Origin of the sequence: Sphingopyxis sp. (genome assembly GCF_016704835.1) — a bacterium.
Taxonomy (GTDB): Bacteria; Pseudomonadota; Alphaproteobacteria; order Sphingomonadales; family Sphingomonadaceae; genus Sphingopyxis.
Genome location: NZ_JADIZJ010000001.1, coordinates 673,045 through 699,846, shown reverse-complemented (window position 1 = coordinate 699,846; position 26,802 = coordinate 673,045). Strand labels below are relative to the sequence as shown.

Sequence of the window (26,802 nt, the reverse complement as noted above, 5' to 3'; positions counted from 1 at the left end):
GGAACGCGGCCATTTTGGCGGGAAATCCGTCGCGAATCGGTAAATAATATTGACGGCTTACTTACCAATTTTTGCTAGGGTCAAGCCGATGAATTCCATGGTCACAACCGATCCGACCGGCGCCGCTGATACGTTTGGGCAGCCGCAACGGGGCAGCACGGCCCGACCGCGTTCGGCGGTCAGCGCCGCGGTCGGCATTGTGGGGCTGGCAGGACTGGTCGGCTATTTGCTGCTGGCACGCTACGCCCCCGAAATAGCCGCTTATCTGGGGATACATTGGGATACGCGCGGGCCGATGAGCGGCCCGAACTCGGCAATCGCCAGCGTACTTGCGTGCGGCATTCCGATGGTGCTGTGGTCAGTCTTGGTCGACAAGGTACACCGCAATCCATCGACCGGGATCGACTGGGCGCAGCGGCGACCGTGGCGCGAGACGGTCGACATCAGCCTGACCAAGCTCGCCGGACTGTGGGCGACCTGGGGGCTGATCGCGCTGATCTATGCGACGATGCGCTATTATTGGACGGGCAATTATGCCTTTTCGATGGATTTGCTCGAACGGGTGGCGCCGTGGCTGCTGCTCGTGTCGGTGCCCTATATGCTGTGGCTCGACCGCCGCATGGTCGAGCCCCGCGACGGCTGTTATCAATTCGGCCGCTGGCTGATTGCACCCGGCCAGCCGGTCGACGGGCGCGCGGTCGGTCATCATCTGCGCGCCTGGGCGGTGAAGGGGTTTTTCACTGCCTTCATGCTCTCGATCGTGCCGGGGAATTTTTCGGCGCTGGTCACCGTGCCGATGCGCGACGTGCTCGCCAACCCCTATACGACCGGGATCTGGACGCTCAACTTCCTGTATCTGATCGACGTCCATATCGCCACCGTCGGCTATATCCTGACCCTGAAACCGCTCGATGCGCATATCCGGACCGCCAATCCCTATGGCATGGCGTGGGTCGCGGCGCTCGTCTGTTACCCGCCTTTCATCCTGATGAGCGGCGGCCCGCTCGACTATCAGGTGAACGGCGCCGACTGGGGGCATTGGCTGGCGGGGCATGAGACGTTGCTGATCGTCTGGGCGAATGTGCTGGCTCTGCTGACCGCGATTTACAGCTGGGCGACGATGGCGTTCGGTATCCGCTTCTCAAATCTCACGCACCGCGGCATCATTACGCATGGGCCGTACGCCTTCACCCGGCACCCGGCCTATGTGTCGAAGAATTTGAGCTGGTGGATCGCCTCATTGCCCTTTCTGGCTGCCGCGGGCGGCTGGGTCGAGGGCGCGCGCAACGTCGCGCTGCTCGCGCTGGTCAGCGGTGTCTATTATTGGCGCGCCAAGACGGAGGAGAAGCATCTCCTCGCCGATCCCGCTTATGTAGCTTATTGGAACTGGGCCCAGGCGAACGCCCTTGTCCCGCGCCTGTTCGCGCGGCTGACGGGGCGCGAACGCCCGCTGATCCGGCTCGAACCTGACGAGCGGGTCGGACCGGTCGCTTAAAAGCTGAGTTCGTCGTAAATTTTCGAAAGATCGCCGCCCCACGGTCCCTCGTAGCGATCGAGCAGGTCGTGCGCGGGCGATTTGCCGCTCTTGGCGATGCGGCGCAGCGGTTCGAGGAAACCGACTTCATTGTCGCCCATCGAATTGACCTCGCCGCGCGCGGCGAGGCCCGCCGCGGCGATATCAAGGACGCGATGGGCAAGCTCACCGACCGTGCCGCCACCGGGGGCCGGGGCATCGAGACCCTCGCTGGGAACCGCATCGCGCAGCACCTGCTGCTCCTCGATGCTCCAGCCCTTGACGAGATCCCACGCCGCGTCGAGCGCGCCCTGATCATAGAGCAGCCCGACCCACAAAGCCGGAAGCGCACAGATGCGGTTCCACGGGCCGCCGTCCGCGCCGCGCATTTCGAGGAAGCTTTTCAGACGTACCTCGGGGAAGGCGGTCGACAGATGGTCATTCCAGTCGGAGATATGCGGCTTTTCGCCGGGCAGCGCAGGCAGTTCACCCTTCAGAAAATCGCGAAAGCTCTGCCCCGCGGCGTCGATATATTTGCCGTTGCGGAAGACGAAGTACATCGGCACGTCGAGCATATAATCGACATAGCGTTCATAGCCGAAACCCTGCTCGAACACGAAGGGCAGCATGCCGGTGCGCGCGGGGTCGGTGTCGGTCCAGATATGACTGCGGTACGACATATAGCCGTTCGGCTTGCCCTCGGTGAAGGGCGAGCTGGCGAACAGCGCGGTGGCGATCGGTTGCAGCGCCAAGGAGACGCGGAATTTCTGCACCATGTCGGCTTCGCTCGAATAATCGAGGTTGGTCTGGATCGTGCAGGTGCGCAGCATCATGTCGAGCCCCATGCTGCCGACACGCGGCATATGATCGAGCATGATCTTGTAGCGCCCCTTGGGCATGATCGGCAGCTCGGCGCGGGTCTTGTCGGGCCACATGCCAACCCCGAGGAAACCGAGCCCGAGTTCGGCGCCAACCTCTTTCACCTGTTTCAAATGACGGCCGGTTTCGGCGCAGGTCTGGTGGAGATTTTCGAGCGGTGCGCCCGAGAGTTCTAGCTGACCCGCGGGTTCGAGGCTGACGGTGCCATCGCTGCCAGCGAGTGCGATGACCTTGCCGCCTTCGATCACAGGTTCCCAGCCGAAACGGGTAAGCGCCATCAACAGGTCGTGGATGCCGCCGGGTTCGTCATAGCTCGGCGCGCGATGATCGTCGGTGCGATAGACGAACTTCTCATGCTCGGTACCGATCCGCCAGCGGTCCTTGGGCTTCTCGCCCTGTATCATTGGGGTGGCCAGTTCGTCGCGATGTTCGACGATGGGATCGTGGCTGTCCGAAGCGGTGCGCGTGCTCATATCGCGCATTTAGACTGTTCAGTACAGAATGCAATCGACTGTTGAGCTGGCGCTATTTGACCAGCCCGCGCAGGTTGATCGTAAAGCTCGATCCCGGCACCATCGACCCTTTGGGGCGGACGCGGATATGCGTCACTGTCGCGTCGACGCCATTGGCGTCGGCGGTTGGCGCATAGGTCCAGCTGGCACCGCCATTGTTCGAAAATTCCAGATCGTCGGCGGCGTTCGCCAGGCTGGAGAAGCTGTATGTCAACCCGCTGCTGCCGGCAGCGAAGCGCACCGGGCCGGGGCCGGGGGCGTAGGTGCCGACGAACAGGCTGAGGTTTGCGGGGAGCGCATCGGTGACGATGATGCTGTCGTTCGTCGGGCTGGTGCTGGCGGGCGCGGTAATGGTCAGGGCGTAATTGGCAAATCCGCCGGGAATCAGCTTGGGGTTGATCAACCCGTTCACCGGATCGCTGTAGGCTACGGATGTTTTGGCAATCGCCAATGGCACAACATAGCTGTTGGTGAAGGTGCAGACGATCGCGGTATCAGCGGCGCCCACCGTCAGCAGATTGCCCGCGAGCGGACTGGCATTGCCGGTGCAGGCGAGCGCCTGATTATAGTTGATGGCGCTCCCAACTGTAAAACTTTCGCTCAGCGTAGCGCTTTCGGCGGCGTAAACGGTGACGGCCGCATTCGTGTCGGTCTCATTCGCGCTGTTGGCGACCGACGACAGGCTGGCATTGTTGATCAGGCCGCTGGTCTGAACGGTTACCGCGTTGGTGATCTGGGCATTGACCCATTGTTTGCGGACCATCAGCGTCGCCGTGCGCCGGCTGTTGGTCCAGGTGCAGGTGAGCGAGGTGCCCGAGGGCATCACGACGGTGCGGCTGAGCCCGCTGCCCGCGTTAGCAACCACAACATTGTCGCTGTTGCGGCGGCATTCGATACTGCTGTTGTAGTTGGCCGCGGCGCCAGACGTATAGGCCTCGGTCAGGGTGAGGGTGCTGCCGGGAACTGCGACTGCAGTCGCGTTGGTTGACGTACCGCCCACGGTCGACGATCCTGCGGTCGGCACCGAGCCGCCGGTAATGGCCAGGCTGACCGCATCGCCCGCGATGCCGGTGACCCAGTTCTTGGCCAGCACAACCGGCGAATCATTGTCGGTAATCGTGTAGGTGCCCGCGGTGGTTGCCGCGCCCCCGCAGCTCGACGTGCTCGAAACGGTATAGCCAGTGCCGCTGTTTAGCGCGATCTGAATCGTCTCGCTGCCTTCGGTCAAGGCGTCATCGATAATCTGGATGCCGAGCGGAACTGCGGTGTTCTGATATGTCCCCGCAGGAATGGTAACGGTGAAGCTCGCTCCACCGCCTGGGGTCGTATAGTCGGTGCCGCGCACGGCGGTGCCGCCGGTGACGCTGACATTGACCGTCCGCGCGGTGAACAGGGTTCCGTTCACGGTCAGGGTCGGCAGGTTCGCCGTTGCCAGCGATTCGACCCCCGAAGCCGAGACGGTCGACAGCTCGACAAACGGATTCAGCGTGATCCGGATATCGTCGAGGAAATTGCCGAAGCTGCCTGGATCAGTGGTGATGAATTGGACGCGCTGCACACCCGATGTACCCAGGTAGGTCGCCGATCCACTGTTGACGTTCCACACATTGTTGATCGTCGATGCCTGGGTCGCGAGATTTTGGATAAGCGCGCCCGACATATTGGCGACCTGAAAGCGGGCGGTCTGCGTCGCCGGGCCGCCCGACCGGGCGCGATGGGCAAAGGTCCAGCCGATCGCTTCGCCATTGACCATGCAGATATTCTGGTAAAAGGCGCCGGGAACATTGGCGTTCATTTCGGCAAACACCGACCCCGCGTAGGCCGGGACGCCGTTGAAAGTGCTGTCCCACAGCTCGATTTCGCCCGACGCCGAATCCCACCCTGGAACCGAGCCATTGGAGTAGATTTCGTAATTGGCGGCGCCCGGTCCCTGCGGATCGTTCGCTTCGAACGAGGGGTTGACGATGACGCGTTGCGCCGCTGCCTGCGGTGTCGCGGCTAGTGCGGCGAGCACAAACATGGCGCATCGCCGGTACTGGCGATCAGGCAGGATCAATTGATCGTCACATCGAAGTTGATCGCGAGCGCAGTTCCGGGAGCGAGCGTGGACGCGGTGGCGGCCACAGTCGCGCCGGCGATCGACGCGCCAAACGGATCGCTTTCGTCAGCGCCGCTGGCATTGTCGTCTTCGACCGTCGCCGCCCCCGCGCAGGTTGCGCCGCTACGCAGCGATCCGGGGACAAAGCTGGTCGTCGCGGGCAGCGCGTCGGCGACGTTGATCGCGGTCGCGGTGCCGCTGCCATTGTTGGTGACGAGCAGGCAATAGCGCATCGTCGCACCGGGGATCGCCTTGGGGGCGGTCGTCCCGTTGGTCGGGTCACTGACGACGTTGCTGGTCTTGGCGATTGTCAGATTGGCGGTCGGGCGACAGAATGTGACGTCGTGGATCGCAATTGCCTGTTGCCCGGGGTTGGTCGGCGCAAGGCTGTGGTTGCCATATTCGACGATGATCGTGTCGACGGGCACGTTGAAGGTCACCACGACATTGCCGTTCGCACTTGCATCGGCGGAGGTGCCGTCGCCGTAAGCGCTGTTGCCGATGACATAGTTGCTGACGCCGTTGGTCAGTACCGGGGTCACAGGCGAGCCGTTGAAGCTGCCCGTGACGGTCACCCGATCGGCGAACTGTCCGGCGGCATAATCGATGTCGAACAGCCGGAATTGTGCGCTCGGAACCGCGGTCGGCAATGTAAAGGTGCTGGTGACGCTTCCCGCTTGGCTATTCATGTCGACGATCTCAAAGATCGAAAATTGCGCCGGGGACAGGCCGCCGGTGACAACATTCTGGCGCGTGGGCGACTGGCCGCCATAGGTCGCGTTGTTCAGGAACACGCCGCCGCTGATCGCGATATTGAAATTCATCGTGCCGATCGCGGTCAGCGCATAGCCGCCGCTGGTGGTACCCGCGGCCCAGCTGACGCCGTCCCAGTCGTGGACGGTGCTGCCGACCGGACAGACGAGCGTCGGCGGAGTCCCGGCAATGCGCGTCCCGGATACCGTGAAGCTGGCGGTATCATAATCATCCTCGCCCGCGGCGCCATTGCCCGGAGTTGAATCGAAATCGAACGCCGACGAGGCGCTGACTTCGGCGACATTGGTTACCGTCGCGCCCGCGGTCGCGGTGACGGTGCCGGTGATCGTAAGCGTGCGCGTCGTCCCCGCCGGGATACTGCCGACCGTCCAGACGCCGGTGGCGCTATTATAGCTCCCAAATCCTGATGCGCCGGCGAAAGCGAAGCCGGCGGGCAGTGTGTCCTGCACCGTCACCCCGCTCGCGCTCAGCGCCGAGCCGCTCGCGTTGGTCACGCTCAGGATATAGTTGATGCTGGCGCCAATGGCTGGCGCGGCGTTGCTCACCGACTTGGTCAGCGATAGGTCGGCGGACGGGGCAATCGGCACTGTCGTCAGCGTCAGGTCGCTGCGGGTGAAATTGCCGCTGTCGCCGTTCAGCGAGTCGCAGATGGTGAGCTGCCAAGACCCCGCCGATCCTTCGCCATTGAAGTCGGCGAGCGTCCCCTGCGGCTGGAAATTGCGTTGATAGGGCGGGGCGGCGGCGGTGTTGTCGTTCGCCGTGTGGGTGGTGACGCTGGTCGCGGCACTGTCGTCGAACAGGACGTTCAAATTGTCGGCAGATGTGCCGACATTGGTGATCAGATTGACCACCGTGCCGGTGGGCGACACCAACGTCGCGCGAATGTCGCCGCGATAGCTATGAGTGAATTGCACCCCGATGTTCACATCGGTGATCTGCGCGTTGGCCGCGACGGTGAAATTGCGCACCATCGGGCTGGTACAGGGGGTTGCGGTCTCGCTTATCGTGCCACCGGTCGTGTTGCTGTACGTCGTCGCGGTCTGCGCCGCCGCTGGATTCGCGGCGAGCGTCAGCGCCAGCCAGACGAGCGCCAAAAAGACGCGTACACGCTGCGTGTGCTGGCCCCCACGCCAGCAAAATCGGCTCTGGTCCTGCCGTTGCATCGCACCGCTATGCCCGTGCATAGCTAATATGCGGTTAAAATCGGGGGCTTGGCGCAAAACCTGTCCGGTAACGGAACAGCTTCGCGCCTTCAGGCGCCGCCCACCCAATCGCCCTGCTGCGCCATCCATAAGCTGATCGCGGCGATAGCGGCAGTCTCGGCGCGCAGGATGCGCGGGCCGAGCGCGATGCGACGTACCGCGGCATGCTCGAGCAGCAGGTCGCGCTCGCGCGCCGTAAAGCCACCCTCGGGGCCTATGAGGATCGCAGCGGGCGCCGGCGCGACGACATCGGAAAGCGGCACGCCGCCGGCTTCGTCTGCGAACAGCAACGCTCGATCGGCGGGCCAGTGCACGAGTAGCTGCGCCAGTTTGACGGGTTCGCCGAGTTCCGGCAGCGCGGTGCGCCCGCACTGTTCGCATGCCTCGATGATCTGCGCCTCGATCCGCTCGCGCTTGACGCGTTCGACAATCGTGCGTTCGGTAATCACGGGTTGCAGCCGCGCGACGCCAAGCTCGGTCGCCTTTTCGATGATCCAGTCGAGCCGCGCCTTTTTGACCGGCGCGAAACATAGCCATAGGTCGGGAACCTGTTCGATCGGGCGGGTCTGATGTTCGATGTGGACGGTTAGCGATCGTTTGCCGACATCGGCGACACTGGCCAGCCACTCGCCGCTGCGGTTATCAAACAACAGGATCGGCGCGCCGCCCTTCAGCCGCATAACATTGAGCAGATAATGGGCGGCGGGGCCGTCGATCGTCGGCGCGGCGCCTGGCGCCAGCGGCATATCAATGAACAGGCGGGGCGTGCTGGCGGGCGGCCAGGCGGGAGTCGCGGGCATGGGATGGAGCAATAGCAGACGCGGATATTTTGCGCACCCGCCGCGTGCTGGCGCCATAGTGTCCCGATCCGGGTCAAAATGGCCGCATGTGGCGCAAATCGGGCAACAGGCGATTAGGAGTTTGGTAAGCAGTTCCGCCCTAGTGCGAGGTGCCAGCCACGCATCTGTAGTGGGCCGCGTGTCTGGACCAAGAGGGGTTAGACCATGCGAGGGACCGTTTTCAGCCGGCTGCGGCTGGGTACCAAGAGGCTGTTGCGCGACAAACGCGGCAACGCAATGTTCCTGACCGCGGCGGCCGCGCTGCCGGTGATCGGACTTGTCGGATCGGGCGTCGATATCGGGCGCGCCTATATGGCGCAGCTGCGCTTGCAACAAGCGTGCGACGCCGGCGTGCTGGCCGGGCGCCGCGCAATGGCGGGCAGCACTTACTCGACCGCGGCGCAGGCCGAAGCCGACAAGATGTTCGACTTTAACTATGCAGACGGCGCCTATGGCAGCACCGACGTGACGTTCACGTCGGTGGCGCAGGGCGCGTCGAGCGTTGCGGGTACCGCAACCGCGACCCTGCCAACCGCGCTGATGCAGATTTTCGATTATGAAGAGTTTGACCTGACGGTCAGCTGCGCGGCGAAACTGGAAATATCCAACGCCGACGTGATGATGGTGCTCGATGTCACCGGGTCGATGGCAACGACCAATTCGGGCGACTCGGTCAACCGCATCACCGCGCTCAAAGATGCGACGATGGACTTTTTCGATACGCTGACGGGCGCAGAAATGGGCGATGGGCGGCTACGCTTTGGCGTCGTGCCATATAGCTCGTCGGCGAATGTCGGGCAAATTCTCTATGCCAAGAATCCGGCGTGGCTTTCCAATACGACCAAATTGCCGTCGCGTACCGCCCAGCCGCCATCGTGGATCAACGCTTCCACGACGAACAACGGGTCGGCCACGAATGGTACGGCCTATGTTGCCGTCGATTGGGCGAACAACGGCTCGACGGTTTCGGGGAAAAACAGCACGACCTGTCCACAAACCACGAAGTCGTCAACATCCGCAGCCAGCTTTGGCTCCTCGAGCACGGTGCAGACGGGTCAGACGGTGGGCGACGACAAGCGCATCACAACCCGAAATTCGAACCAGCCCTATCGGTACACACAGTATCGCTATGTCTGGACAACCAGCCCGAACACATGTCGTGAGCAACAGCGGACGATGGAATATATCCGCACCCAGCCGCAGACAGTGACTGAGGATCGTCAGCAGAATTACATCTATGACGACCAAACATTTGACGTGTCGTCGGTGAAGGCGGGGAGCGCACTTGCGACAGCGACCGGCGACTTCGGAGCAGCCTATTCGGCGACCTGGGGGGGCTGTGTAATCGAGCGCAAGACGACCGCTTTTGCGGCGAACGCGACGGCCCCGTCGGCCGCGTTTGACATGGACGTCGATACGGCGCCGACAAGCGACGACGACACCAAATGGAAGCTGCTGATCCCCGAGGTATCGTTCCCGCGCGCTAGCGGGCCAGGCAACACGCCGTCTTCGACGACCAGCGCCCGTACTGTGAATTATACGAGCGTGACCAAAGACAGTAGCACGAACGGCAGCTGGCAGCGTTATTCCAAATATTGGAGCAACGGTTGGGGCGTTTGTCCGGCAGCCGCGATGAAGCTGACGACGCAAACGGCCAGCGACCGGTCGAGCTTTAACAGCTATGTCAATTCGCTCCAGCCCGTCGGTGGTACCTATCATGACGCAGGCATGGTGTGGGGCGTTCGCTTGCTGTCCGCCGATGGCATGTTTGCCGACGAAAACGCGACTGCACCAAATAACCGCCCGATAAGCCGTCACATCGTCTTCATGACCGACGGCGACATGTCGGCCAACATGGGCAATCTGGGTTTTCAGGGTTATGAATGGACTTTCAAACGCGTCGGCGGCACGAGCGACTCTGATCTGACGACGCGCCACAACAACCGGTTCGCGCAATTGTGCGAGAAGGCGAAGGGCAAGAATATCACCGTCTGGGTGGTGAGCTTTGGCGTCGCGCTGAACAGCTCGCTCACCAACTGTGCGACGCCGGGCAAGGCCTATCAGGCGAATAACGCGGCGCAGCTTAACGAGAATTTCCAGGCGATCGCCCGGCAAATCTCGAAACTGCGGTTGTCGCAGTGATGCGCCGGTCGTTCCTCCGCCGCCTGCGCCGCAGCGAGAGCGGCAATGCGATCGTCGAGTTCGCGCTGACCGCGCCGCTGTTCCTGCTCATCCTGATGGGAATTTTCGACTTTTCGTGGCAGATCTATGGCAAGCAGGTGTTGCAGGGCGCCGTCAGCAAGGCGGCCCGCGATGCCACGCTCGAGGGCAATGCGCTCAATCAGGCGGCGCTTGATGCAAAGGTCCGCCAAAAGGTGTTGAACGTCTTTAAAAACGGCGATGTCACCTTCGTTCGCAAGGCATATGACAGCTACAGCGAAGTCGGCGATCCCGAAGCCTTCACCGATTCGAACAGCAACGGTCAGTATGACAGCGGCGAGTGTTTCGAGGACGTCAATGGCAATGCCAGCTGGGATGCCGACCGCGGCCAGACTGGCAATGGCGGTGCCGAAGACGTTGTCCTGTACACAGCGACGCTCGAAATCGACCGCGTCCTGCCAGTATGGAGAATGCTGGGACAGTCGCAGCAGAGCTCGATGACGGCAACCACGGTGCTGCGCAACCAGCCTTATAATGCGGCGACATCGACCAAACAGGTGATTTGCACATGATCGCTCTTCTGCAACGGGCGCGCCGACGGATGCGTGCCGAGATCCTTCGCCTGGCGCGCGACAGCGGTGCGGTAGTCATGATCGAAATGGCTTTCTGCATTCCGCTGCTCGCCCTCGTGGGCTTTGCCGGCATCGAGCTCGCCAATCTGACGATGGCGCATACGCGCGTCAGCCAGATCGGGCTGAGCGCCGCCGACAACGCGTCGCGCATTGCCTTTGGCAGCAATTTGTCGCTGCCGCGTGTGCGCGAGATCGACATCAACGAAGTTTTCACCGGCGTTGAAGAACAGGCGCGCGGGATGAATTTCCGCGCCAACGGACGCGTCATCCTGTCGAGCCTCGAACGCAACCCTGACGGCGGTCAATGGATCAAGTGGCAGCGTTGTTACGGCGATCTGGACATCGATTCAGCCTATGGTCCGCAAGGCACCGGCGCGACCGGAACCGGTTTCGCCGGCATGGGCGACGCAGGGCGCGAAGTGACCGCAGCCAGTGGCACCGCAGTGATGTTTGTCGAGATATTCTATGACTATCAGCCGATGGTCGGCGCTGCATGGTTCGGCACGCCGCGGATCAGGTCGACGGCGGCGTTCAACATCCGCGAAGGCCGCGATCTGTCGCAAGTCTATAACCCTGCCCCGGCGGCTGCAGTTTCCAGCTGTACCTAATCGCCGGACCGATCAACCGATAGCCATTTATCGTTGGCACTGCGGCTGCTACATGCGCCGCTGCCAATGACTTCTACCCATCCTCCCGACAGCCAGTTGCGTGGCTTTGTCGCGCTGCTGCCCGCCGCGGCGCGGCCTTATGCGCTGCTCGCGCGGTTCGACCGGCCGATTGGCTGGTGGCTGCTTTATTGGCCCTGCGCCTGGGCACTGGCGCTTGGCGGCGGGGCGATCAGCCATTGGCCATTGTTCCTGTGGCTCCTGCTCGGCGCGATTGCGATGCGCGGCGCGGGCTGCGTCTATAACGACATCGTCGACCGCGACCTCGACGCGCAGGTGGCGCGCACCGCATCGCGCCCGATCGCGAGTGGGGTGGTGTCGGTGCGCAATGCCGCGCTTTGGGCCGTGCTGCTTTCCCTCGTCGGCCTGCTCGTGCTGCTCCAGTTGCCGTGGCCCGCGCAAATCGTTGCGCTGGCCAGCCTGGTTCTCGTCGCTGGCTATCCCTTCATGAAGCGTATCACCTGGTGGCCGCAGGCGTGGTTGGGGCTGGTGTTCAGCTGGGGTGCGCTCGTCGCCTGGATCGCGGTCGGCGGGGGCGAGGGGATGGCGCTGCCCTTGCTCTATGCCGGCTGCATCGCGTGGGTGATCGGGTACGACACTATCTATGCCCTCCAGGATATCGAGGACGATATGTTGATTGGCGTCAAATCGAGTGCGCGCGCAATGGGGCGTCATGTGAAGGGCGGGGTTGGGTTTTGCTATGGCTTTGCACTCGCCGGCTGGGGCGGCGCACTGTGGACAGCGCGTCCGGACCCGCTGGTATTCGTCGCACTGTTACCCGCAGCCGTGCATTTTGTCGGTCAGATTGTCACTCTCGATCCCGCGAATGGCGAGGATGCACTCGCCAAATTTCGCAGCAATCGTTTTGCCGGGTTGCTGGTGTTTGCGGCGATGCTGGTGGTCGGGATGGCGCCCTAACTCATTCCGCCGCGAGCAGTTCCTCCGCAGCGCCAAGGTCAACCGACACCAACCGGCTGACGCCTTTTTCGATCATCGTCACCCCGAACAGGCGGTGCATGCGCGCCATCGTCACCGCATTGTGGGTCACGATCAGATAGCGGGTGTTGGTTTCGCGGGTCATCCGGTCGAGCAGGTCGCAGAAACGCTCGATATTGGCGTCATCCAATGGCGCATCGACTTCGTCGAGGACGCAGATCGGCGCCGGGTTGGTCAGGAACAGGCCGAAGATCAGCGCGACCGCGGTCAGCGCCTGCTCGCCGCCCGACAGCAGGGTGAGGGTGCCGAGGCGCTTGCCCGGTGGCTGCGCCATGATTTCGAGCCCGGCCTCGAGCGGGTCGTCCGAATCGATGAGTTCGAGATGCGCCTGCCCTCCGTCGAACAGGGTCGTGAACAGCCGCTGGAAATGGCCGTTCACCGTCTCGAACGCGGCGAGCAGGCGGACGCGTCCTTCGCGGTTGAGATTGCCGATCGATCCGCGCAGCCGGTGGACGGCCTGGGTCAGTTCCTCGATCTCGGCTGCGCTCTTTTCACGTTCGGCGTCGAGTTCGACCAGTTCGTCGGCGGCGACCAGATTGACCGGGCCCAGCCGTTCGCGATCGGCGATCAGCCGGTCGTGCTGCGCCGATTCCTGTCCGGTATCGGACACGCTCTCGCCGTCGAACCCCGCCTTTTGCGGCAGCAGTGGCGGTGGGCATTCGAAGCGTTCGCCCGACAGGCGGCCCATCTCGATGCGCCGCAGCTCGGCGTTTTCGGAACGCGCGATAGCACCGGCGCGGGTTTCGCGTGCCGCGGCGACGCTTTCACGGATCGCATTGAGTGCGGTTTCGGCCTCACGCAACGCCGCTTCGGCGGCGCGTTCCTGTGCTTCGGCCGCCGCGACCTTGTCGCGGAGCGCGGCCTGCTGCCCTTCGGCGGCGACGCGCTGTTCGGCGAGCTTGGCAGGGGCGTCGGCGAGCTTGTCGGTCTCGGCGGTCAGCGCGTCGGCGCGCTTGTCCATTTCGTTCACGCGCCGCGCCGCTTCGCCCGCGCGCGCCTTCCAGCTTTTGATCTCGGCGGTGACGACAGCCTGTCGTTCGCTCAGGCTCGCAAGACTGCGCTCATGCGTGGCGAGCATTTCGCGGGCGCTGCTGGCGTCGCTTCGCGCGCGCTCGGCGGTCTGTTCCTCGGCGTCGAGCGCGGCGCGCGCGATGTTGTCATCGGGCAGCGCGGCGAGTACCGTTTGCTGCGCTGCCAACTGTTCCGCCGCTTCTTCGGCCACGACGGAAATTTCGGTGAGGCGGCGGTCGAACAGCGCCGCGGCGTCGCGGTGACGATCGAGCGCAGCTTGCGCCTGATCGGCGGCGCGCAGCGCGGTGCGGCGGGTCTCATCAGCCTGCGCCAGTGATTTGCGTGCGGCGGCGGCGAATTCGGTTAGCTCGGCAGCTTTGGTAGCCGCGGCATCGCGGCGGTCGCGCAACTCCTGGACGCCAAGCTCGACTTGCGGACGCTGCGCCGCCAGCGCGTCAAGGCGGTTCTGGCGTTGCAGTCGTTCGGTCGCGGTGGCGCCGTCGCCGCGTGTGACAAAGCCGTCCCAGCGGCGCATCACGCCGTCGGTGGTGACGAGCCGTTGACCCACGGCAAGCGGTTGCCCGCTGTCACTGTCGGCGACCGCGACCTGCGCGAGGCGGCGCGCAAGCGCAGCGGGTGCCGTAACAAATGCGGCGAGGGGCTGCGTGCCAGCGGGCAGCGGGGGGTCTTCCTTCGCCGGATCGGCGCCGCTCCAACTGCGCGCCGCAGCCTTGTCGGTCCCGGCGTCGAGATCGTCGCCGAGCGCTGCGGCGAGCGCGGCTTCAAAACCTGCCGCGACGCGAAGCTGATCAAGGATGCGGCTGTCATCACGGCGTCCGGCCGCCAGTGCGCGTTCAAGCGTCGCCGTCTCGCCGTCCAGCGCAGCCAGCGCCGTGCGCGCTTCGGCAAGCCCGGCTTCGGCCCCCGCAAGCTCCGCGGCGGTCGCTTCGCGATCGGCCTCGGCAGTTTGTAGCGCGGTTTCGGCGGCGGCGATCGCGGCTTCGGCAGTTTCAGCGGCCTTCACGCTGGCGGCATGGGTTGCGGCCAACGCTGCGCTGTCGCCCAGCGCGGCGATTTCCGCATCGACGCGCGCCTTGTCGGCGGCGATCCGGCGCACCGCAGCGTCAGCGCTGTCGCGGGCCGAAACCGCGATGCGGCGGTCGGCGGCTTCGCTGGCGGCCTTGGCGCGCGCTTGGGCCAACGCTACTTCGGCGTCGCGCAGCTGGGCCTGCGCCGCCAGATTGGCGTCGGCGAGCGCCGTCTTTCCCGCATCGTGCGCGGCGATGGCCTGCGACAGCGATTTGGTCTCGGTATCGAGCGCGGTCAGCGCGCCATGCGCGTCGCGGGCAAATTCGCTTTCGCGCGCACGGTCGTCGGCGATCCGCGTCTGCTGCTCCGCAAGATCTTCAAGACGCTGGCGTGCGGCGCGTTCTTCGCCCTGCAAGCGAAGTTGGGTCGCAGTCGCCACGGCAAGCGCATCGCGCTGCACCTGGGCATCGCCACGCGCCGCCGCGACGCGCGTCGCGACCTCGGTCTGCGCGGCAGAGACGGTTTCCAGCTCGTGCTGCGCGGTCTTGACCGCGGCCTCGGCGGCATCACTGTCGCGGCGCGCCTGATCGGCGGCGGCGGCGGCATCGCGCCAGCGCGCATAGATCAGCCGCCCCTCGGCAATACGGATCTCGTCGCTCAGCTTCTTGTATTTCTCCGCCGCGCGCGCTTGCCGCCGCAGCGCATTGGCGCGCACTTCCATGTCGGCGGTAATTTCGGACAGGCGCGTGAGGTTGGTTTCGGTCGCCCGCAATTTCTGTTCGGCGTCCTTGCGGCGCACATGCAGCCCCGCGATCCCGGCGGCTTCCTCTAGCATGGCGCGGCGCTCGGTCGGTTTGGCCGCGATGACATTCGCGATCTTGCCTTGGCTGACCAGCGCCGGACTATGCGCGCCGGTTGCGGCATCGGCAAAGATCAGCGCGACGTCCTTGGCACGCACATCGCGTCCATTGGCGCGATAGGCTGATCCTGTACCCCGTTCGATGCGGCGGATGACTTCCAGGTCGTCGCCGTCGCCGCCATCCGACAGGCCAGCAACGAGTGCGCCTTCGGTGTCGCAGTGCAGCGCGACCTCGGCGAAATCGCGCGCCGGGCGCGACGCGGTACCCGCGAAGATAACGTCTTCCATGCCGCCGCCGCGCATCGATTTGGGGCTGGATTCGCCCATCACCCAGCGGATCGCCTCGAGCAGGTTCGATTTGCCGCAGCCATTGGGGCCGACAACGCCGGTCAGCCCGGGTTCGATGCGCAGCTCGGTGGGTTCGACGAAGGATTTGAAACCGGTAAGGCGCAGGCGTTTTATCTGCACGGAATGGTCCAGTGCAGTTGATCGAATCGCGGATGTTGCAACCTTGGTGTCACATATCCCCCCAAGCAGCCGTCATGCCGCGCAGACGGGGGAGTCGCAAGGGGCAGATATTGTTCCTCCCTGTGGCGAAGCCATGGGGAAGTGGCAGCGCAAAGCGCTGACGGAGGGGCAATGACGCGCCCCTCCACCACTCGTTCGTGAACGGTCCCCCCTCCCCATCGCTGCGCGACAGGGAGGAACTTGATTGGATCAGCGCGCGCCCATCGTGCGCAGGCGGTCGCGCAGCAGTCCCCAGGTATTGATGCCTTCGACGACCTGGCCGTTGAGCACGAATGTCGGGGTGCCGGTGATCTGATATTTTTCGACCCCCGCGTTGGTGCCCTTTTCGATAGCCGAGACATTGTCGACCTTGCTCAGGCACTGCTGGATTGTCGCGGCGGGAACGCCGCGCTGTTGGTAAAATTGATCGATGCCCCAGCCCTTGGCGAGCGCGGTGAAGCGCTGTTCGGGGGGAAGCTGCATTGCCGCCTCGATCCCCGGCTGCGGCTTTTGCGCACCGGCGATGAAGGCTTCGTGTTCAAGGAAGGTCGCGTCGGCGAGCGGGAAGAAGCGGTCCGGGCCGGTGCATTTGACGATCGCGCCAGCGATCGCATCGACCGGATGCAGCATGAACGGGGTCAGCTTGTACGACACGCGGCCGGTATCTACGAAGTCGCGCTTCAGCTCTTCATGCGAATCTTTGGCGAATTGCGCGCAATGGCCGCAGGTGAAGGCGCCGAATTCCTCAAGTTTGATTGGCGCGGCGGGGTTGCCCATCACCACCCCGTCGCCGTCGAAGCTGACGACCTGCGACCAGCTTTTACCCGCGGGCGCCGCAACCTTGGCGACGACATCCTGTTCCTTGGCGGGGTCGCTGGCGCCGCCGCCGCAACCGGCAAGCGCGAATGCGCCGAGCGAAGAGAGAAGGGCGATACGAAGCGATGCGGTCATGATGTGCTGTTCTCCGGAAACAAATTGGGGGGCTTTTACGATCCCTTGATCGCCTGGTCGAGTTTCGATTTGAGCGCGGGCCAGGCGGTGACTTCGGCGATGCGGCCGTTGACGAAAAAGGTTGGGGTGCCGCCGACGCGGTCGGCGCCGCGCCCGATATTGGTCATCCCGGTGAGTTCGGCCTGCGCGACTTCGCTGTCGAGCGCGGCGTCGAGCTGCGTCTGCGGATAGCCGCGCGCGCGCATCAGCGCCGCGAGACCGGTGTCGGCGGCGATCTTGCGCGCGCGCTGCGCAGTGGTGCCTTCGAACCAGCTGGTCTTCTGCGCGTCGGTGGCCTTTGTCACCTTGGCCATCCAGGTTTCGAAAGCAGCAAAAATCGCCTGATGATTGCGCGCGAACGCCGCCGGGCCGCCGCAGCGTGCGAGCAGGGCCGCGGTCATGTCGACCGGGTCGCGCACCAGGTTGCGATATTCGAACTGGACCAGCCCAGGGTCGATATATTGGGCCTTGAGCGGCGTCGAGCCGAGCTTCGCAAAATCGGCGCAGACGTGGCAGGTGTAGCTGAAATACTCGACCAGCCTAACCTTGGCCGCAGGGTTGCCGACGACATGCGCGCCGATCGAACTTGTCGTCACCTTCGACGACCAGAGCGCGGGTTTCGCCGGTGTTGCCGCGATCAGGGTCAATGCAGCGCCCGACAGCGCGAGCACGGCGGTGCGGCGATCGAGCGGTAAATCGTCAAATGTGGCCATCTTCGGCGGGTCTTTCTTCAACTGATCCGAGGAAGTTTGGGCGCGGCGGCCAGCCCCGACGCCATGCGTTCCAGCACGGTGCGCAGTTCCGGATCGCCGATGTCGCGCAGGCTATCCCCCAGCTCGGCGGGTACGGGTTTGAGCATTGCCGGTGGCTGAACGGGCGCGGCGGGCGTCACCTGGCCATGCGTCATGCGGACCTGCGCGACCGCGGCATAACCAAAGAAGCGGTTGACCGCGGCGACGATGTCGGGCGCGACATGCTGCAACATCGGGGCATGCGCGCCGCTGATCGTCAGGTGGAGCGTGCCGCCTGCTTTCGCACCGACGGGAAAACGGATCATCGCGGGCTGGGTGACATCGGCGAGCCGGTCACCGACGATCTCGCGCCAGCGGCTCACCACCGAACTCTGGATGAAGCCGAATTTGCGAAAGGCGGCGCGGCCGATTTCGGGGACAAGGTCGGAAATCATGCGCGCCTCGCCGCCGCGCTGGCGTTCATAGACGCGCACCGGCGCTTTGGGCTTTTTCACCGCTGCCGTCACCTTCGCCTTATTGGCGGGCGGGCCATCGCCGCTATCTTTCGTCATCGTGGGTGCCATGCCATAGGCAGGGGGTGAGCGTCCAGACTTCCGACATCGATGAGGACATTGCCAGCGACTTCGCGGCGCGCCTGCTGACGTGGTATGATCGCGCGGCGCGGGTTCTGCCATGGCGGAACGCCCCGGGCAGCGCGTCGGCTCCAGATCCCTATCGCATCTGGATGGCCGAGGTCATGTTGCAGCAGACCACCGTCGCCGCGGTGGCGGGCTATTTCGAGCGCTTTACTGAGCGATGGCCGACGGTCGTCGATCTGGCAGCGGCCGAGGATGCCGATGTCATGGCGGCGTGGGCGGGCTGGGCTATTACGCCCGCGCCCGCAATTTACTGGCCTGCGCGCGGGTGGTGGTTGCGCAGCATGGCGGGCGCTTTCCCGAAAGCGAAGGCGAGCTTCGCGCGCTGCCAGGGATCGGCGACTACACTGCGGCGTCGGTTGCGGCGATCGCCTTTGGTCGTTCCGCCGTCGTTATCGACGCCAATATCGAGCGCGTGATTGCACGCTATCGGCTGATTGAAACCCCGCTGCCACTCGCCAAGCGCGAAATTCGCGCCGCATTGGCGCCGCTGGTGCCGGAGGACCGACCGGGCGATTTTGCGCAGGCACTGATGGATCTCGGCGCGACCATCTGTCGCCCGCGCGGCCCCGCCTGTGCGACATGCCCGCTGATGACCGATTGCCGTGCGCAGGGGCGACCGGATATAGAGCGGTTGCCGCTCAAGCCGCCGAAGAAGGCGAAACCGCGCCGCCACGGGCTGGCGCACTGGATCGAGCGCGACGCGCGGATATGGCTCGTCCGGCGTCCCGGCAAAGGCATGCTCGGTGGGATGCGCGCGCTGCCGGGCGGCGACTGGACCGATGCGCGTCCGACCGAGTCGGGCATCGCCGAGGTCGATCATGGCTTCACACATTTCGACCTGACCCTGAAACTCGTGCACCGCGAATCCCGCGATGCCGCAGCGGAAGGCGAATGGTGGCCGATCTCGGACCTTGACGCGGCGGGGCTGCCGACGCTCTATCGCAAGCTGATAAGCAAGATGCTGGAGAGAGACGGATGAACATGATGGTTTCGCGCCGCGCGCTACTCGGTGGCCTGGCGCTGGGGGGCAGTGCCGCGCTGCTGCCGCGCGCCGCTTTCGCGTGGAAGGAAGGCGGGGCACAGCTTTATCCAGCCACCCACGCCTTCATTAAAGGCTTCGTGGACCGCCGCGAACTCGCCGGTACGCTCGCTGCGATCGGCAAGGGGCAGGAGGCGGCCGAATTTTTCGGTGCCGGGGTGCAGTCGCTGGGTGATGCCGTTCCGGTTGGTCCCGACACCTTGTGGCGGCTTTATTCCATGACCAAGCCGGTCACCGGCATCGCCGCGATGCTGCTGGTCGAAGACGGCAAGATGAAGCTTGACCAGCCGATTGCCGACTTCCTGCCAGCATTTGCGAAGATGCGCGTGCAAAACATCCCTGACGGGTCGATCACCGATCTGCGTCCGGTGAAAACCGCGATCTCCGTGCGCCACCTGCTCACCCACACCGCAGGACTCGGTTATAATATCATCCAGAAGGGGCCGATCAAAAAGGCCTATGACGATGCCGGTATCGTCGGCGGCTCGGCGAGCCGTTTGCCGATCCCCGGCATGGCGCCTGTCACGCCGGCACCTAGTCTGGCGGCGATGGCCGACCGGCTCGCGGCGCTGCCGCTGATCTATGAGCCCGGCACTCAGTGGAGCTATTCGATCAGCCTCGACCTGCTCGGGCGGGTGATCGAGGTCGCGTCGGGGCAGCCATTCGATGCCTTCCTGAAAGCGCGGCTATTCGATCCACTGGGCATGACCAGTACGAGTTTCCAGGTCGGTGCCAAGGACGTTGGGCGCTTTACCAGCAACTATGCACCCTATGGCGGCGCGCTGATCCCTTTCGATCCCGCGACCAGCTCGATCTATCTCGACCCGCCACCCTATCCGTTCGGCGGCGGCGGGCTGGTGTCGAGCGCGCGCGACTATGACCGCTTCCTGGCGATGCTGCTCGGCGAAGGCGCGACGGGCGGGCAACGGGTGATGAACGCGGCGACTGCGCGGCTCGCCATGTCCAACCTGATCAGCGATAGCGTCAACCGGAAAGGGACGTTCATCGATGGCCAGGGCTTTGGCGCGGGGGGGCGTGTATCGCTGCCAACCTCGCCGGGGGGAGAGGGCATTTTTGGCTGGGCAGGTGCCGCGGGCACGATCGGTTTCGTCCACCGCGGGCTAGGCTATCGCGCCGCGGCTTATGCGCAATATATGCCCTCGGGCGCGCTGCCTTTTCAGGAGAAGTTCGGCGAGACCTTTTTCAAGGATGTGATGACCTGATGCCGTTGCCGCTCGGATTTACCGGCGCGTGGCTCGACCGCGCCGATCAGTTGCGGACGAATGCCGAAGGCTTCGCCGCCGCGGTTGCCGATCCGCGCGCACGCTGCCTTCTGCTCGACGGGATCGATTGTGTGCCAGGCGAGGGCGGGGGGCTTTGCTGGGAGGCGCTGGACCCTGCCGACGAGCGCGCGCTGCTCCTGCTCGGCCTCGACGATGCTGGTATCCCCCATTTTGTCCGCGAAGCGCCCGCCGGGGTGCGCATCGATGCGCGCTCGCGCACCGTCATGCGCTTGCTGCCGCTGCTGTCGGGGCCGGAAGCGGCGCTGTACGGCGGTGCGCGAAGCCTGGTCGACTGGCACGCCCGGCATCGCTTCTGCGCAGTGTGCGGGTCGTCGACCGACGTGTTTCGCGGTGGCTGGGGACGCCGCTGTGGCAGTTGTAACGCCGAACATTTCCCGCGCGTTGATCCGGTGGTCATCATGCTCGCCGAATGCGAGGGGCGGGTGCTGGTTGGGCGGCAGGGCGGTTTCCCACCGGGCTTCTTCTCGGCGCTGGCAGGGTTCGTCGAGCCCGGCGAATCGCTTGAGGAAGCGGTGGCGCGCGAATTGTTCGAGGAAGCGGGGATTCGCGTTTCGGACGTAACCTATGTGGCCAGCCAGCCCTGGCCTTTCCCTTCGTCGTTGATGATCGGCTGCCGCGCCGTCGCGACCGATCCGGCGCTGACGCTCGATACGACCGAAATCGAGGCGGCGATGTGGGTCAATAAGGCCGAGGTTCGCGCCGCGCTCGCGGGCGACATGGGGGCGCCGTTTTTGGCGCCGCCGACACTGGCGATCGCGCGTTATTTGCTCGAGGATTGGGCGGGTTGATGATCGAAACGCGACGAGAGATTGGTTCGAAGAAGCTGGGTTTTCTTACAAACCATGCTGCCTGAAGGGCTGGCTCTTCCTTGTCGCCTATTGCTCAGTTGCCGCGCTGTTTCTCATTTTGCCGACAATCCTATTTTCTGATAGCCGGATTGTTTTTGGCTATCAGATCGTCGCATTCATCGGGTTCTGGCGGTTCGCACTTCGCATTGCCAAACGAGGATGTGCGTAGCTCAGCGGCTAGAAGCGTTTGCCGGTGATGCGGCTGATTTCCTTGGCGACCATCGCTTCGACCAGCGACGGCAAATGGGTATCGAGCCAGTCTTTCAGCATCGGGCGCAAGGCGTCGAGGACGACGTCCTCCATCGTGCGGCCCGCAGCGGCAGGCGCCGCAACGGTTGCGGCGGCAACTGCGGGTGCGATAGCGGCGGTTAACGCCTCGAGCGATTGGCGTGCCGCATCGGCGCTGGCTTCGGAGACCAGCTCTTCAGCCGCAGGCGCAGCTTCGGCGACAGCGTCATCTTCTTCGTCGTTCAGGTCGAGAATATCGTCAGCTGTGGGGGCGCTGGCGCCGCGCGTCGCCCCGGGAGCTTCATCGCGTGCAATGACGCGCCTGATCGACGACAAGATATCTTCCATCGACGGTTCCCGCGACATATCGCCCATAACCAACCCCCTAAACCACCCCGATTACCGGACGGTTAACTGTACTCTTACCGATTTTGGGCGTGTTTTGCCAAGCCTTATTGTCGTGGCAACGCGGGCGGCCCAATTGGAACGCTGGCGGTTGCTGCGGGGACCGCGCGGGTGTCGGTCGCCTGTTGCTGTGGCGCGGGATCGTCGGCCCAGTCCCAGATCTGGCCTTTGACGCGCTGGTAATTGACCTCTGGATCATAGAGCGCGCCGCCCTCGATCCCCAGATCGCGTGCTTCGGCCTTGCCCATCGCGGCGAGCACCGAGAAGGCGGCGACGTAGCTGTTGCGCTGCGCCGACACGAGCTGAACCTGGGTGTTCAGAAATTCCTGCTCGGCGTTCAAAATGTCGAGGATCGAGCGCGTCCCGACGCTGTTTTCGGCGCGCACGCCTTCGAGCGACAGGGCGTTGGCGCTCACCGCTTGCTGCGTCGCGGTGATGATCTGTTCGTTCGCGCGCCATGCGGCATAGGCGCCGCGGGTCTGGGCGACGACGCTGCGTTCGACTTCGACGTAATTTTCGATCGCCTGGCTGGTGCGCGATTGTGCTTGGCGGACCTGCGCTGACGGGCGTCCACCTTGAAAGATCGGGATCGTCAGCGACAGTCCGGCCGATGCGCTTCGCGTGGTATTTTCTGAAGTGGGATCGTTTACCGAGCTCAGATTGTTGTTGTACCCGCCGCTGGTCGCCGCCGACAGCTTGGGCAGGCGTCCCGCACGTGCGACGCCGATGTCCGCGCGGCTGGCGTTGACGATCTGGTTCGCCGACTCGATATCGGGATTGCTGGTTAGCGCGATCGCGACCGCGTCGTCGGGGGAGGCGGGCAGGTTCGGCAGTTGCGGCGGCTGCTCAAGATCGACCGGCGCTTCGCCGACCAGGCGGGTATAAGATTCGCGGCTGGCGATCAGGTTGGCTTCGGCGGTGCGCAGATCGCCCTCGGCGAGCGCGAGCCGCGCCTCCGACTGGGCAACGTCAGTACGGGTGAGGTCGCCGATTTCGAAACGGTCGCTCGTCGCCTGCAAGTTGGTACGCAGCACGGCGACGTTTTTCTGGTTCAGCTGGACGATCGCCTGATCGCGGATGACGTCCATATAGGCGCCGACGGTCTGCGAAAAAATGCTCGCCTCGGTCGCACGAAGATCGGCTTGGCCCGCCTCGACGCGAAATTTGGCGGCCTTCACCGCGTTGCGTACCGCGCCGCCCTGATAGATCGGCACCGATACTTGCCCGCCGACGCTGACGAAACGTTTGGGCGAGAAAAAACTGTTGCCGGGCAGCACCAGATTTTCCTGATAATCGACGCCGACGCCGACATTCGGCAGCCCGCCCGATTTCTGGATCGGGACATTTTCGTCATTGGCGCGCTGTCCGGCACGCGCCGCGGTCAGCGTAGGGTTATTTTCATAGGCTTTCGCCAGCGCCTCCTGCAGCGTTTCGGCGTGCGCCGCCGACGACAGCATCAAGGCGCCGAGGGCAAGACCGGCAAGCCAGCGGGCGCGGGAGAAAGGCCGTTTCTTATCGGTATCGAGCATCGTCATGTCAGCCTGAAACAAGGAGGGATGTGGCTTTTAGAATGTGAAGCCTGCCGGGGTTGCAAAGCCGGGCAGCGGCGCGACGTCCATGTCGGCAAAGCTGCGCAGTGCGACCGCGCCGCCTGCCTTTACCCCCTGGACGAGCCGCGTGACTGCGTCCTCGCGCCGTGCCGCGACCAAGCGACCGCCCTCGGCCAGTTGAGCGGTGAGCGCGTCGGGCAGCGTTTCGATCGCGCCTTCAATGATGATGCGGTCGAAAGGCGCGGCGTCCGGAGCGCCGGAGATCAGCGATCCGGTGACCCATTGGATGTTCGCGTCGGCGGTCGCGGTCTGCGCGATCGCCATCAGCTCAGCCTGTTCCTCGACCGCATGGACTTCGGCGCCGAGCCGCGACAGCACCGCCGCTGTATAGCCGGTCGCACTGCCGATCAGCAGGACCCGCTGGCCGGGACGGATCGCGGCAGCGACGAGCATGCGGCCGGTGACCAGCGGCGCGTTGAGCGCGCGGCCATGCCCCAGCGGGATCGCGCGGTCCATGTAAGCGACGCTCGCGAGGTGAGCGGGCGCATGCGCCTCGCGCGGCACCGCCGCCATCGCGCCGACCACCGCTGCGTCGATGACGTCGTTGGTCCGAAGCTGGCTGTCGATCATGGCAGAACGCATGTCCGCCGCAGAGATTTCGCTAAACTTGGTCGCCATCAGCCTTTTCCGATTCCCTGGGGCCTGAGCCTTTGCGGGGCAGCTCTAGCCCAACTCACACTGTATTGCAATAGTAATACAGCCTCTGTCCGCATAGACGCGCATAGCTGGCAAGACCGGTGCCGCCAACCCCGTAGGCGGACGTTCGGGCGAATCCTTGACAAGGCAGCGAAACCCCCTCACTAGCGGCGCCGTCCAACACCCGGCCCATCCCCCACGGATGCGGTAATTTGGCATGAGGCCCGATGGCGGAGTGGTGACGCAGCGGACTGCAAATCCGCGCACGCCGGTTCGATTCCGGCTCGGGCCTCCACTATCTTCGATAAACCGACAGGTGCGCCCCTGTTGCGCCTTAAGGGGCGCAATCGCGCGCTTTTCGCAGAGGCTTGCGCGTCTCTGCCTTCACTTGGATTGCCAAATTTCGCCGCGCTTTCTGGAAGAGTCGCGGCAACTCGGCATGCAGGGATTTGATTTTACGCTCTTGGCGAGCCATCAATTTTTCACGGCTGGATGCGCTTTAATTGTCACGCCTGGTCGACAACTTCTGGCCGATAGCCGCCAAGCCGCTTTTCGAGAGGATTTGAGGAGGAAGGCAGCCCATAAGCAAATCGGAAGAGCATGATGATCCCGGCCATACGTCGATAATGATCTGTTGGAGCGATCATCAAGAGCGGCCGATATTCGCTGACGCCGCGAACCCGCTTCGTCTAAACCGGAACGGTGACTTGCTTGCTGCCGAACACGGCCTGCCAATTCTCGATTTCTGCAAATACGACCTCGTCGGCGGCATGCGCCAGTTCGGAAATGCTTCCGTAATCGAGAGCGGCATCGGGTACGCGAGCCAGACGTTGGATCCGGGCGTGGATGGCTTCCAGCTTTTCGCCCGTCACTTCCGAAATCGAGGCAAAGCGCTCGAAGTCCCCGAAATAGCGGATGCCGGCAATGCCGGCACCGAATGTCGGGAACAGAACGCCCAACACAGTAAAGAGCTTTGCGAGATGGGTGACCGGCTCCATCGGGACAAATCCCAATTCTCCGGCGGCAACGAGCAGCAGATACAGCGCCACCGACGCGACCGCGCATTGGAACAGCCGCTCTGAGAGATGGTCCAGATTGTGGTGGACGTTGGTCAGGCGGCGCGCCTTGTCGAAATGATAATCACGCTGCGCGACGACGTGATGATCGAGCAAGCCCTCCAGCACACCGCGCAGATAGGCCTGTGAGATCGAAGCCTGCGGCAAGCCAACGCTGCGCAACGTCTGCCGCGCATAAAATTCGGGCCAGTCGGTCTCGGTGCCCTTTGGCCATCGCCCGGTTGCTCGAGCGCCACCGAGCGCCAAAAGGATCGCCCCGTGTCGCAAATATTCTGCCGCGCGCCGCGTCTCGAACCAGCGACCATGCCACCGTTTGCGTTGCCCGAAAAATGTGATCGCCAAAATGATACACAGCAAGACCAGCTCGAACAGGGCGAAGCCCCATTTTTCGGCGGGCGGGACCAGCGGCAGATAGGCGGTGCCGCCGACGATCGCGAGGCTGGAGAGAATGAAGCTGACGATCATCCCGCCGCGATATGCGTCAGACAGGCGAGACGATATTCCGTCAAGCCAGCGGAAACGCCGAGTGACCTGCTCCATAATGGCGATCGCCATTGAGGCTCCGGCGTCGGGCAGGTCGCGCACGGCAGCCAACATCGGATCGGCGGCCATCGCATCCATGTCGTCCGGCAAGGAATAATGTTCGGTCAATCCGCGCAGTCGCGGCTGTTCGGAGCGGCCACCGAACAGCGCCTCGACACGCCGATACATATGCGCGAAACGACTGCTGCGCGGCCGCCAGCGCTCGTGAAAAAGGGTTGCGAGGCCCGGGTGCCCCGCCTTGCTGTCGGCGACGAGAAGGCCATGAACGAGATGCTGCAACTCGGCCTCGCGATCGCCACTCGCGGTGCGATCGTCCAGCAAAGCTTCGGGACCAATAAGAACACGCCACTGCTCGGGTGTGCGCGTGTCGATCCAGATCACTGGCGTACCATATTGCAGCGCGGTCGCGATCGTGTGCCCGGTGCCGCCGATATGTGCTGTCGAAACGCCGTCCCACACCCCAATCAAGATGTCCGATTGTTCGATGAGGATTCGTCCTGCCAGCGCCACCCGGCGCGATACTTCGGCCGCGAGCAACTGGGCCTTGGCGCTATCGTCCGGATCGTCGAACTTCGCGAGCAGCAGGTCGACTATCGCCGCATCCTGATCGGCGAGACAGAATAACCGTGCCCGATCGCTGATCGCACGGATCGCACCAGCATGGCCTTGCGTTTCCGGATCCTGCGCCTCGTCGCCAGCCAGCAGCGCACGGACATCGGCGGCGTTTTGCGGCAGCGCGTTAATCGTCTTGTTGAGCCGCCGACCGAAAGGCAGCGGCGCGACAAGCTCGTAACCGCGTACCAGCGCCATTTCCGCCGCGATAACATCGGTGCCGTCGGCCAGCATGCTATGCAGGCGCGCCGTTGCGATGGGGCCAGCACCGGATTGCGGCGGCAAGTCGCGTACCCCTTGATCGATGAGATCGAAGATGGTGTCCAGCGTCGCCGCGATACGGCCCACATGGTTTTCGAACCCCGGATGGCTGAAGCGATGCCCGGTCACTCCGAGATGCAGCCTCCGTTCGGGGGGCGACGGGCAGCAGGGCGAATCCGGCGCG

19 protein-coding genes, 1 tRNA gene and 1 pseudogene are annotated in these 26,802 nt (G+C 64.1%); 9 read left to right on the top strand and 12 right to left on the bottom strand.

What is annotated here, in order from left to right; genetic code table 11:
- Window positions 1-88 precede the first annotated feature (88 nt).
- A complete protein-coding gene (locus tag IPF76_RS03445) occupies window positions 89-1,495 on the top strand; it encodes an isoprenylcysteine carboxylmethyltransferase family protein (protein ID WP_293839673.1) in 1,407 nt (468 codons plus the stop codon).
- Here the strand turns inward: IPF76_RS03445 and IPF76_RS03440 are convergent.
- From IPF76_RS03440 to IPF76_RS03425, 4 genes are all read right to left on the bottom strand, one after another.
- Window positions 1,492-2,865 (bottom strand): glutamate--cysteine ligase, encoded by a 1,374-nt coding sequence (locus IPF76_RS03440; protein WP_293839671.1) that lies wholly within the window; start codon window positions 2,863-2,865, stop codon window positions 1,492-1,494. The genes IPF76_RS03445 and IPF76_RS03440 overlap by 4 nt on opposite strands.
- Window positions 2,866-2,917: 52 nt before the next feature.
- Window positions 2,918-4,924 (bottom strand): hypothetical protein, encoded by a 2,007-nt coding sequence (locus IPF76_RS03435; RefSeq protein ID WP_293839668.1) that lies wholly within the window; start codon window positions 4,922-4,924, stop codon window positions 2,918-2,920.
- Between the two features lie 32 nt (window positions 4,925-4,956).
- The gene (locus tag IPF76_RS03430) at window positions 4,957-6,870 is read right to left on the bottom strand and encodes a proprotein convertase P-domain-containing protein (RefSeq protein ID WP_293839665.1); all 1,914 of its coding nucleotides are present in this window, start codon (window positions 6,868-6,870) and stop codon (window positions 4,957-4,959) included.
- A gap of 158 nt (window positions 6,871-7,028) precedes the next feature.
- On the bottom strand, window positions 7,029-7,778 hold the full coding sequence (locus tag IPF76_RS03425) for a 16S rRNA (uracil(1498)-N(3))-methyltransferase (protein ID WP_293839662.1): 750 nt from the start codon (window positions 7,776-7,778) through the stop codon (window positions 7,029-7,031).
- Between the two features lie 204 nt (window positions 7,779-7,982).
- Between IPF76_RS03425 and IPF76_RS03420 the strand changes: the two genes are divergently transcribed.
- The 4 genes from IPF76_RS03420 (at window position 7,983) to ubiA (ending at window position 12,192) form a co-directional block, all read left to right on the top strand.
- Window positions 7,983-9,959 (top strand): TadE/TadG family type IV pilus assembly protein, encoded by a 1,977-nt coding sequence (locus tag IPF76_RS03420; protein WP_293839659.1) that lies wholly within the window; start codon window positions 7,983-7,985, stop codon window positions 9,957-9,959.
- Window positions 9,959-10,549 carry a TadE/TadG family type IV pilus assembly protein gene (locus IPF76_RS03415; protein ID WP_293839656.1) on the top strand — a complete coding sequence of 197 codons (591 nt, stop codon included), beginning with the start codon at window positions 9,959-9,961 and terminating at the stop codon, window positions 10,547-10,549. The genes IPF76_RS03420 and IPF76_RS03415 overlap by 1 nt, the downstream gene beginning before the upstream one ends.
- A 29-nt stretch (window positions 10,550-10,578) precedes the next feature.
- Window positions 10,579-11,217, top strand: coding sequence for a hypothetical protein (locus tag IPF76_RS03410; RefSeq protein WP_293839653.1), 639 nt, complete (start codon window positions 10,579-10,581; stop codon window positions 11,215-11,217).
- Between the two features lie 66 nt (window positions 11,218-11,283).
- Window positions 11,284-12,192, top strand: coding sequence for a 4-hydroxybenzoate octaprenyltransferase (gene ubiA / locus IPF76_RS03405; RefSeq protein WP_293839650.1), 909 nt, complete (start codon window positions 11,284-11,286; stop codon window positions 12,190-12,192).
- 1 nt (window position 12,193) lies between these two features.
- Here the strand turns inward: ubiA and smc are convergent, their stop codons facing one another.
- The 4 genes from smc to IPF76_RS03385 form a co-directional block, all read right to left on the bottom strand.
- Window positions 12,194-15,637, bottom strand: a complete 3,444-nt coding sequence (gene smc, locus IPF76_RS03400) for a chromosome segregation protein SMC (protein WP_293839647.1) — start codon at window positions 15,635-15,637, stop codon at window positions 12,194-12,196.
- A gap of 249 nt (window positions 15,638-15,886) precedes the next feature.
- Window positions 15,887-16,627 (bottom strand): thioredoxin domain-containing protein, encoded by a 741-nt coding sequence (locus tag IPF76_RS03395; RefSeq protein WP_293839644.1) that lies wholly within the window; start codon window positions 16,625-16,627, stop codon window positions 15,887-15,889.
- A gap of 35 nt (window positions 16,628-16,662) precedes the next feature.
- The gene (locus IPF76_RS03390) at window positions 16,663-17,379 is read right to left on the bottom strand and encodes a thioredoxin domain-containing protein (protein ID WP_293839641.1); all 717 of its coding nucleotides are present in this window, start codon (window positions 17,377-17,379) and stop codon (window positions 16,663-16,665) included.
- Window positions 17,380-17,396: 17 nt separating this feature from the next.
- Window positions 17,397-17,969 carry a DciA family protein gene (locus IPF76_RS03385; protein ID WP_293839638.1) on the bottom strand — a complete coding sequence of 191 codons (573 nt, stop codon included), beginning with the start codon at window positions 17,967-17,969 and terminating at the stop codon, window positions 17,397-17,399.
- A 47-nt stretch (window positions 17,970-18,016) separates the two neighbouring features.
- Here IPF76_RS03385 and IPF76_RS03380 point away from each other — a divergent pair.
- The 3 genes and pseudogenes from IPF76_RS03380 (at window position 18,017) to nudC (ending at window position 21,187) form a co-directional block, all read left to right on the top strand.
- A pseudogene (locus tag IPF76_RS03380) lies at window positions 18,017-19,035 on the top strand (A/G-specific adenine glycosylase).
- Window positions 19,032-20,318, top strand: coding sequence for a serine hydrolase domain-containing protein (locus tag IPF76_RS03375; protein ID WP_293839635.1), 1,287 nt, complete (start codon window positions 19,032-19,034; stop codon window positions 20,316-20,318). The pseudogene IPF76_RS03380 and the gene IPF76_RS03375 overlap by 4 nt, the downstream one beginning before the upstream one ends.
- Window positions 20,318-21,187 carry an NAD(+) diphosphatase gene (nudC, locus tag IPF76_RS03370; protein ID WP_293839632.1) on the top strand — a complete coding sequence of 290 codons (870 nt, stop codon included), beginning with the start codon at window positions 20,318-20,320 and terminating at the stop codon, window positions 21,185-21,187. Before IPF76_RS03375 ends, nudC begins: the two co-directional genes overlap by 1 nt.
- 237 nt (window positions 21,188-21,424) lie before the next feature.
- On the opposite strand, the gene IPF76_RS03365 is transcribed toward nudC, so the two are convergent.
- The 3 genes from IPF76_RS03365 to IPF76_RS03355 form a co-directional block, all read right to left on the bottom strand.
- Window positions 21,425-21,850, bottom strand: coding sequence for a DUF2497 domain-containing protein (locus tag IPF76_RS03365; RefSeq protein ID WP_293839629.1), 426 nt, complete (start codon window positions 21,848-21,850; stop codon window positions 21,425-21,427).
- A gap of 77 nt (window positions 21,851-21,927) precedes the next feature.
- Window positions 21,928-23,409, bottom strand: a complete 1,482-nt coding sequence (locus IPF76_RS03360; RefSeq protein ID WP_293839626.1) for a TolC family outer membrane protein — start codon at window positions 23,407-23,409, stop codon at window positions 21,928-21,930.
- A 36-nt stretch (window positions 23,410-23,445) separates the two neighbouring features.
- Window positions 23,446-24,108 carry a protein-L-isoaspartate O-methyltransferase gene (locus IPF76_RS03355; protein WP_293839623.1) on the bottom strand — a complete coding sequence of 221 codons (663 nt, stop codon included), beginning with the start codon at window positions 24,106-24,108 and terminating at the stop codon, window positions 23,446-23,448.
- Between the two features lie 239 nt (window positions 24,109-24,347).
- Here IPF76_RS03355 and IPF76_RS03350 point away from each other — a divergent pair.
- Window positions 24,348-24,421: transfer RNA gene (locus tag IPF76_RS03350), tRNA-Cys, on the top strand.
- Between the two features lie 394 nt (window positions 24,422-24,815).
- Here IPF76_RS03350 and IPF76_RS03345 read toward each other — a convergent pair.
- Entirely contained in the window at window positions 24,816-26,747 is a 1,932-nt protein-coding gene (locus IPF76_RS03345; protein WP_293839620.1) for a hypothetical protein, read from the bottom strand.
- Window positions 26,748-26,802 lie beyond the last annotated feature (55 nt).

Coding starts and splice junctions, on each gene's coding strand:
- IPF76_RS03445 (WP_293839673.1), top strand. CDS start 89: ATGAATTCCATGGTCACAACCGATCCGACCGGCGCCGCTGATACGTTT.
- IPF76_RS03440 (WP_293839671.1), bottom strand. CDS start 2,865: ATGAGCACGCGCACCGCTTCGGACAGCCACGATCCCATCGTCGAACAT.
- IPF76_RS03435 (WP_293839668.1), bottom strand. CDS start 4,924: ATGTTTGTGCTCGCCGCACTAGCCGCGACACCGCAGGCAGCGGCGCAA.
- IPF76_RS03425 (WP_293839662.1), bottom strand. CDS start 7,778: ATGCCCGCGACTCCCGCCTGGCCGCCCGCCAGCACGCCCCGCCTGTTC.
- IPF76_RS03420 (WP_293839659.1), top strand. CDS start 7,983: ATGCGAGGGACCGTTTTCAGCCGGCTGCGGCTGGGTACCAAGAGGCTG.
- IPF76_RS03415 (WP_293839656.1), top strand. CDS start 9,959: ATGCGCCGGTCGTTCCTCCGCCGCCTGCGCCGCAGCGAGAGCGGCAAT.
- IPF76_RS03410 (WP_293839653.1), top strand. CDS start 10,579: ATGCGTGCCGAGATCCTTCGCCTGGCGCGCGACAGCGGTGCGGTAGTC.
- ubiA (WP_293839650.1), top strand. CDS start 11,284: ATGACTTCTACCCATCCTCCCGACAGCCAGTTGCGTGGCTTTGTCGCG.
- IPF76_RS03395 (WP_293839644.1), bottom strand. CDS start 16,627: ATGACCGCATCGCTTCGTATCGCCCTTCTCTCTTCGCTCGGCGCATTC.
- IPF76_RS03390 (WP_293839641.1), bottom strand. CDS start 17,379: ATGGCCACATTTGACGATTTACCGCTCGATCGCCGCACCGCCGTGCTC.
- IPF76_RS03385 (WP_293839638.1), bottom strand. CDS start 17,969: ATGACGAAAGATAGCGGCGATGGCCCGCCCGCCAATAAGGCGAAGGTG.
- IPF76_RS03375 (WP_293839635.1), top strand. CDS start 19,032: ATGAACATGATGGTTTCGCGCCGCGCGCTACTCGGTGGCCTGGCGCTG.
- nudC (WP_293839632.1), top strand. CDS start 20,318: ATGCCGTTGCCGCTCGGATTTACCGGCGCGTGGCTCGACCGCGCCGAT.
- IPF76_RS03365 (WP_293839629.1), bottom strand. CDS start 21,850: ATGGGCGATATGTCGCGGGAACCGTCGATGGAAGATATCTTGTCGTCG.
- IPF76_RS03360 (WP_293839626.1), bottom strand. CDS start 23,409: ATGCTCGATACCGATAAGAAACGGCCTTTCTCCCGCGCCCGCTGGCTT.
- IPF76_RS03355 (WP_293839623.1), bottom strand. CDS start 24,108: ATGGCGACCAAGTTTAGCGAAATCTCTGCGGCGGACATGCGTTCTGCC.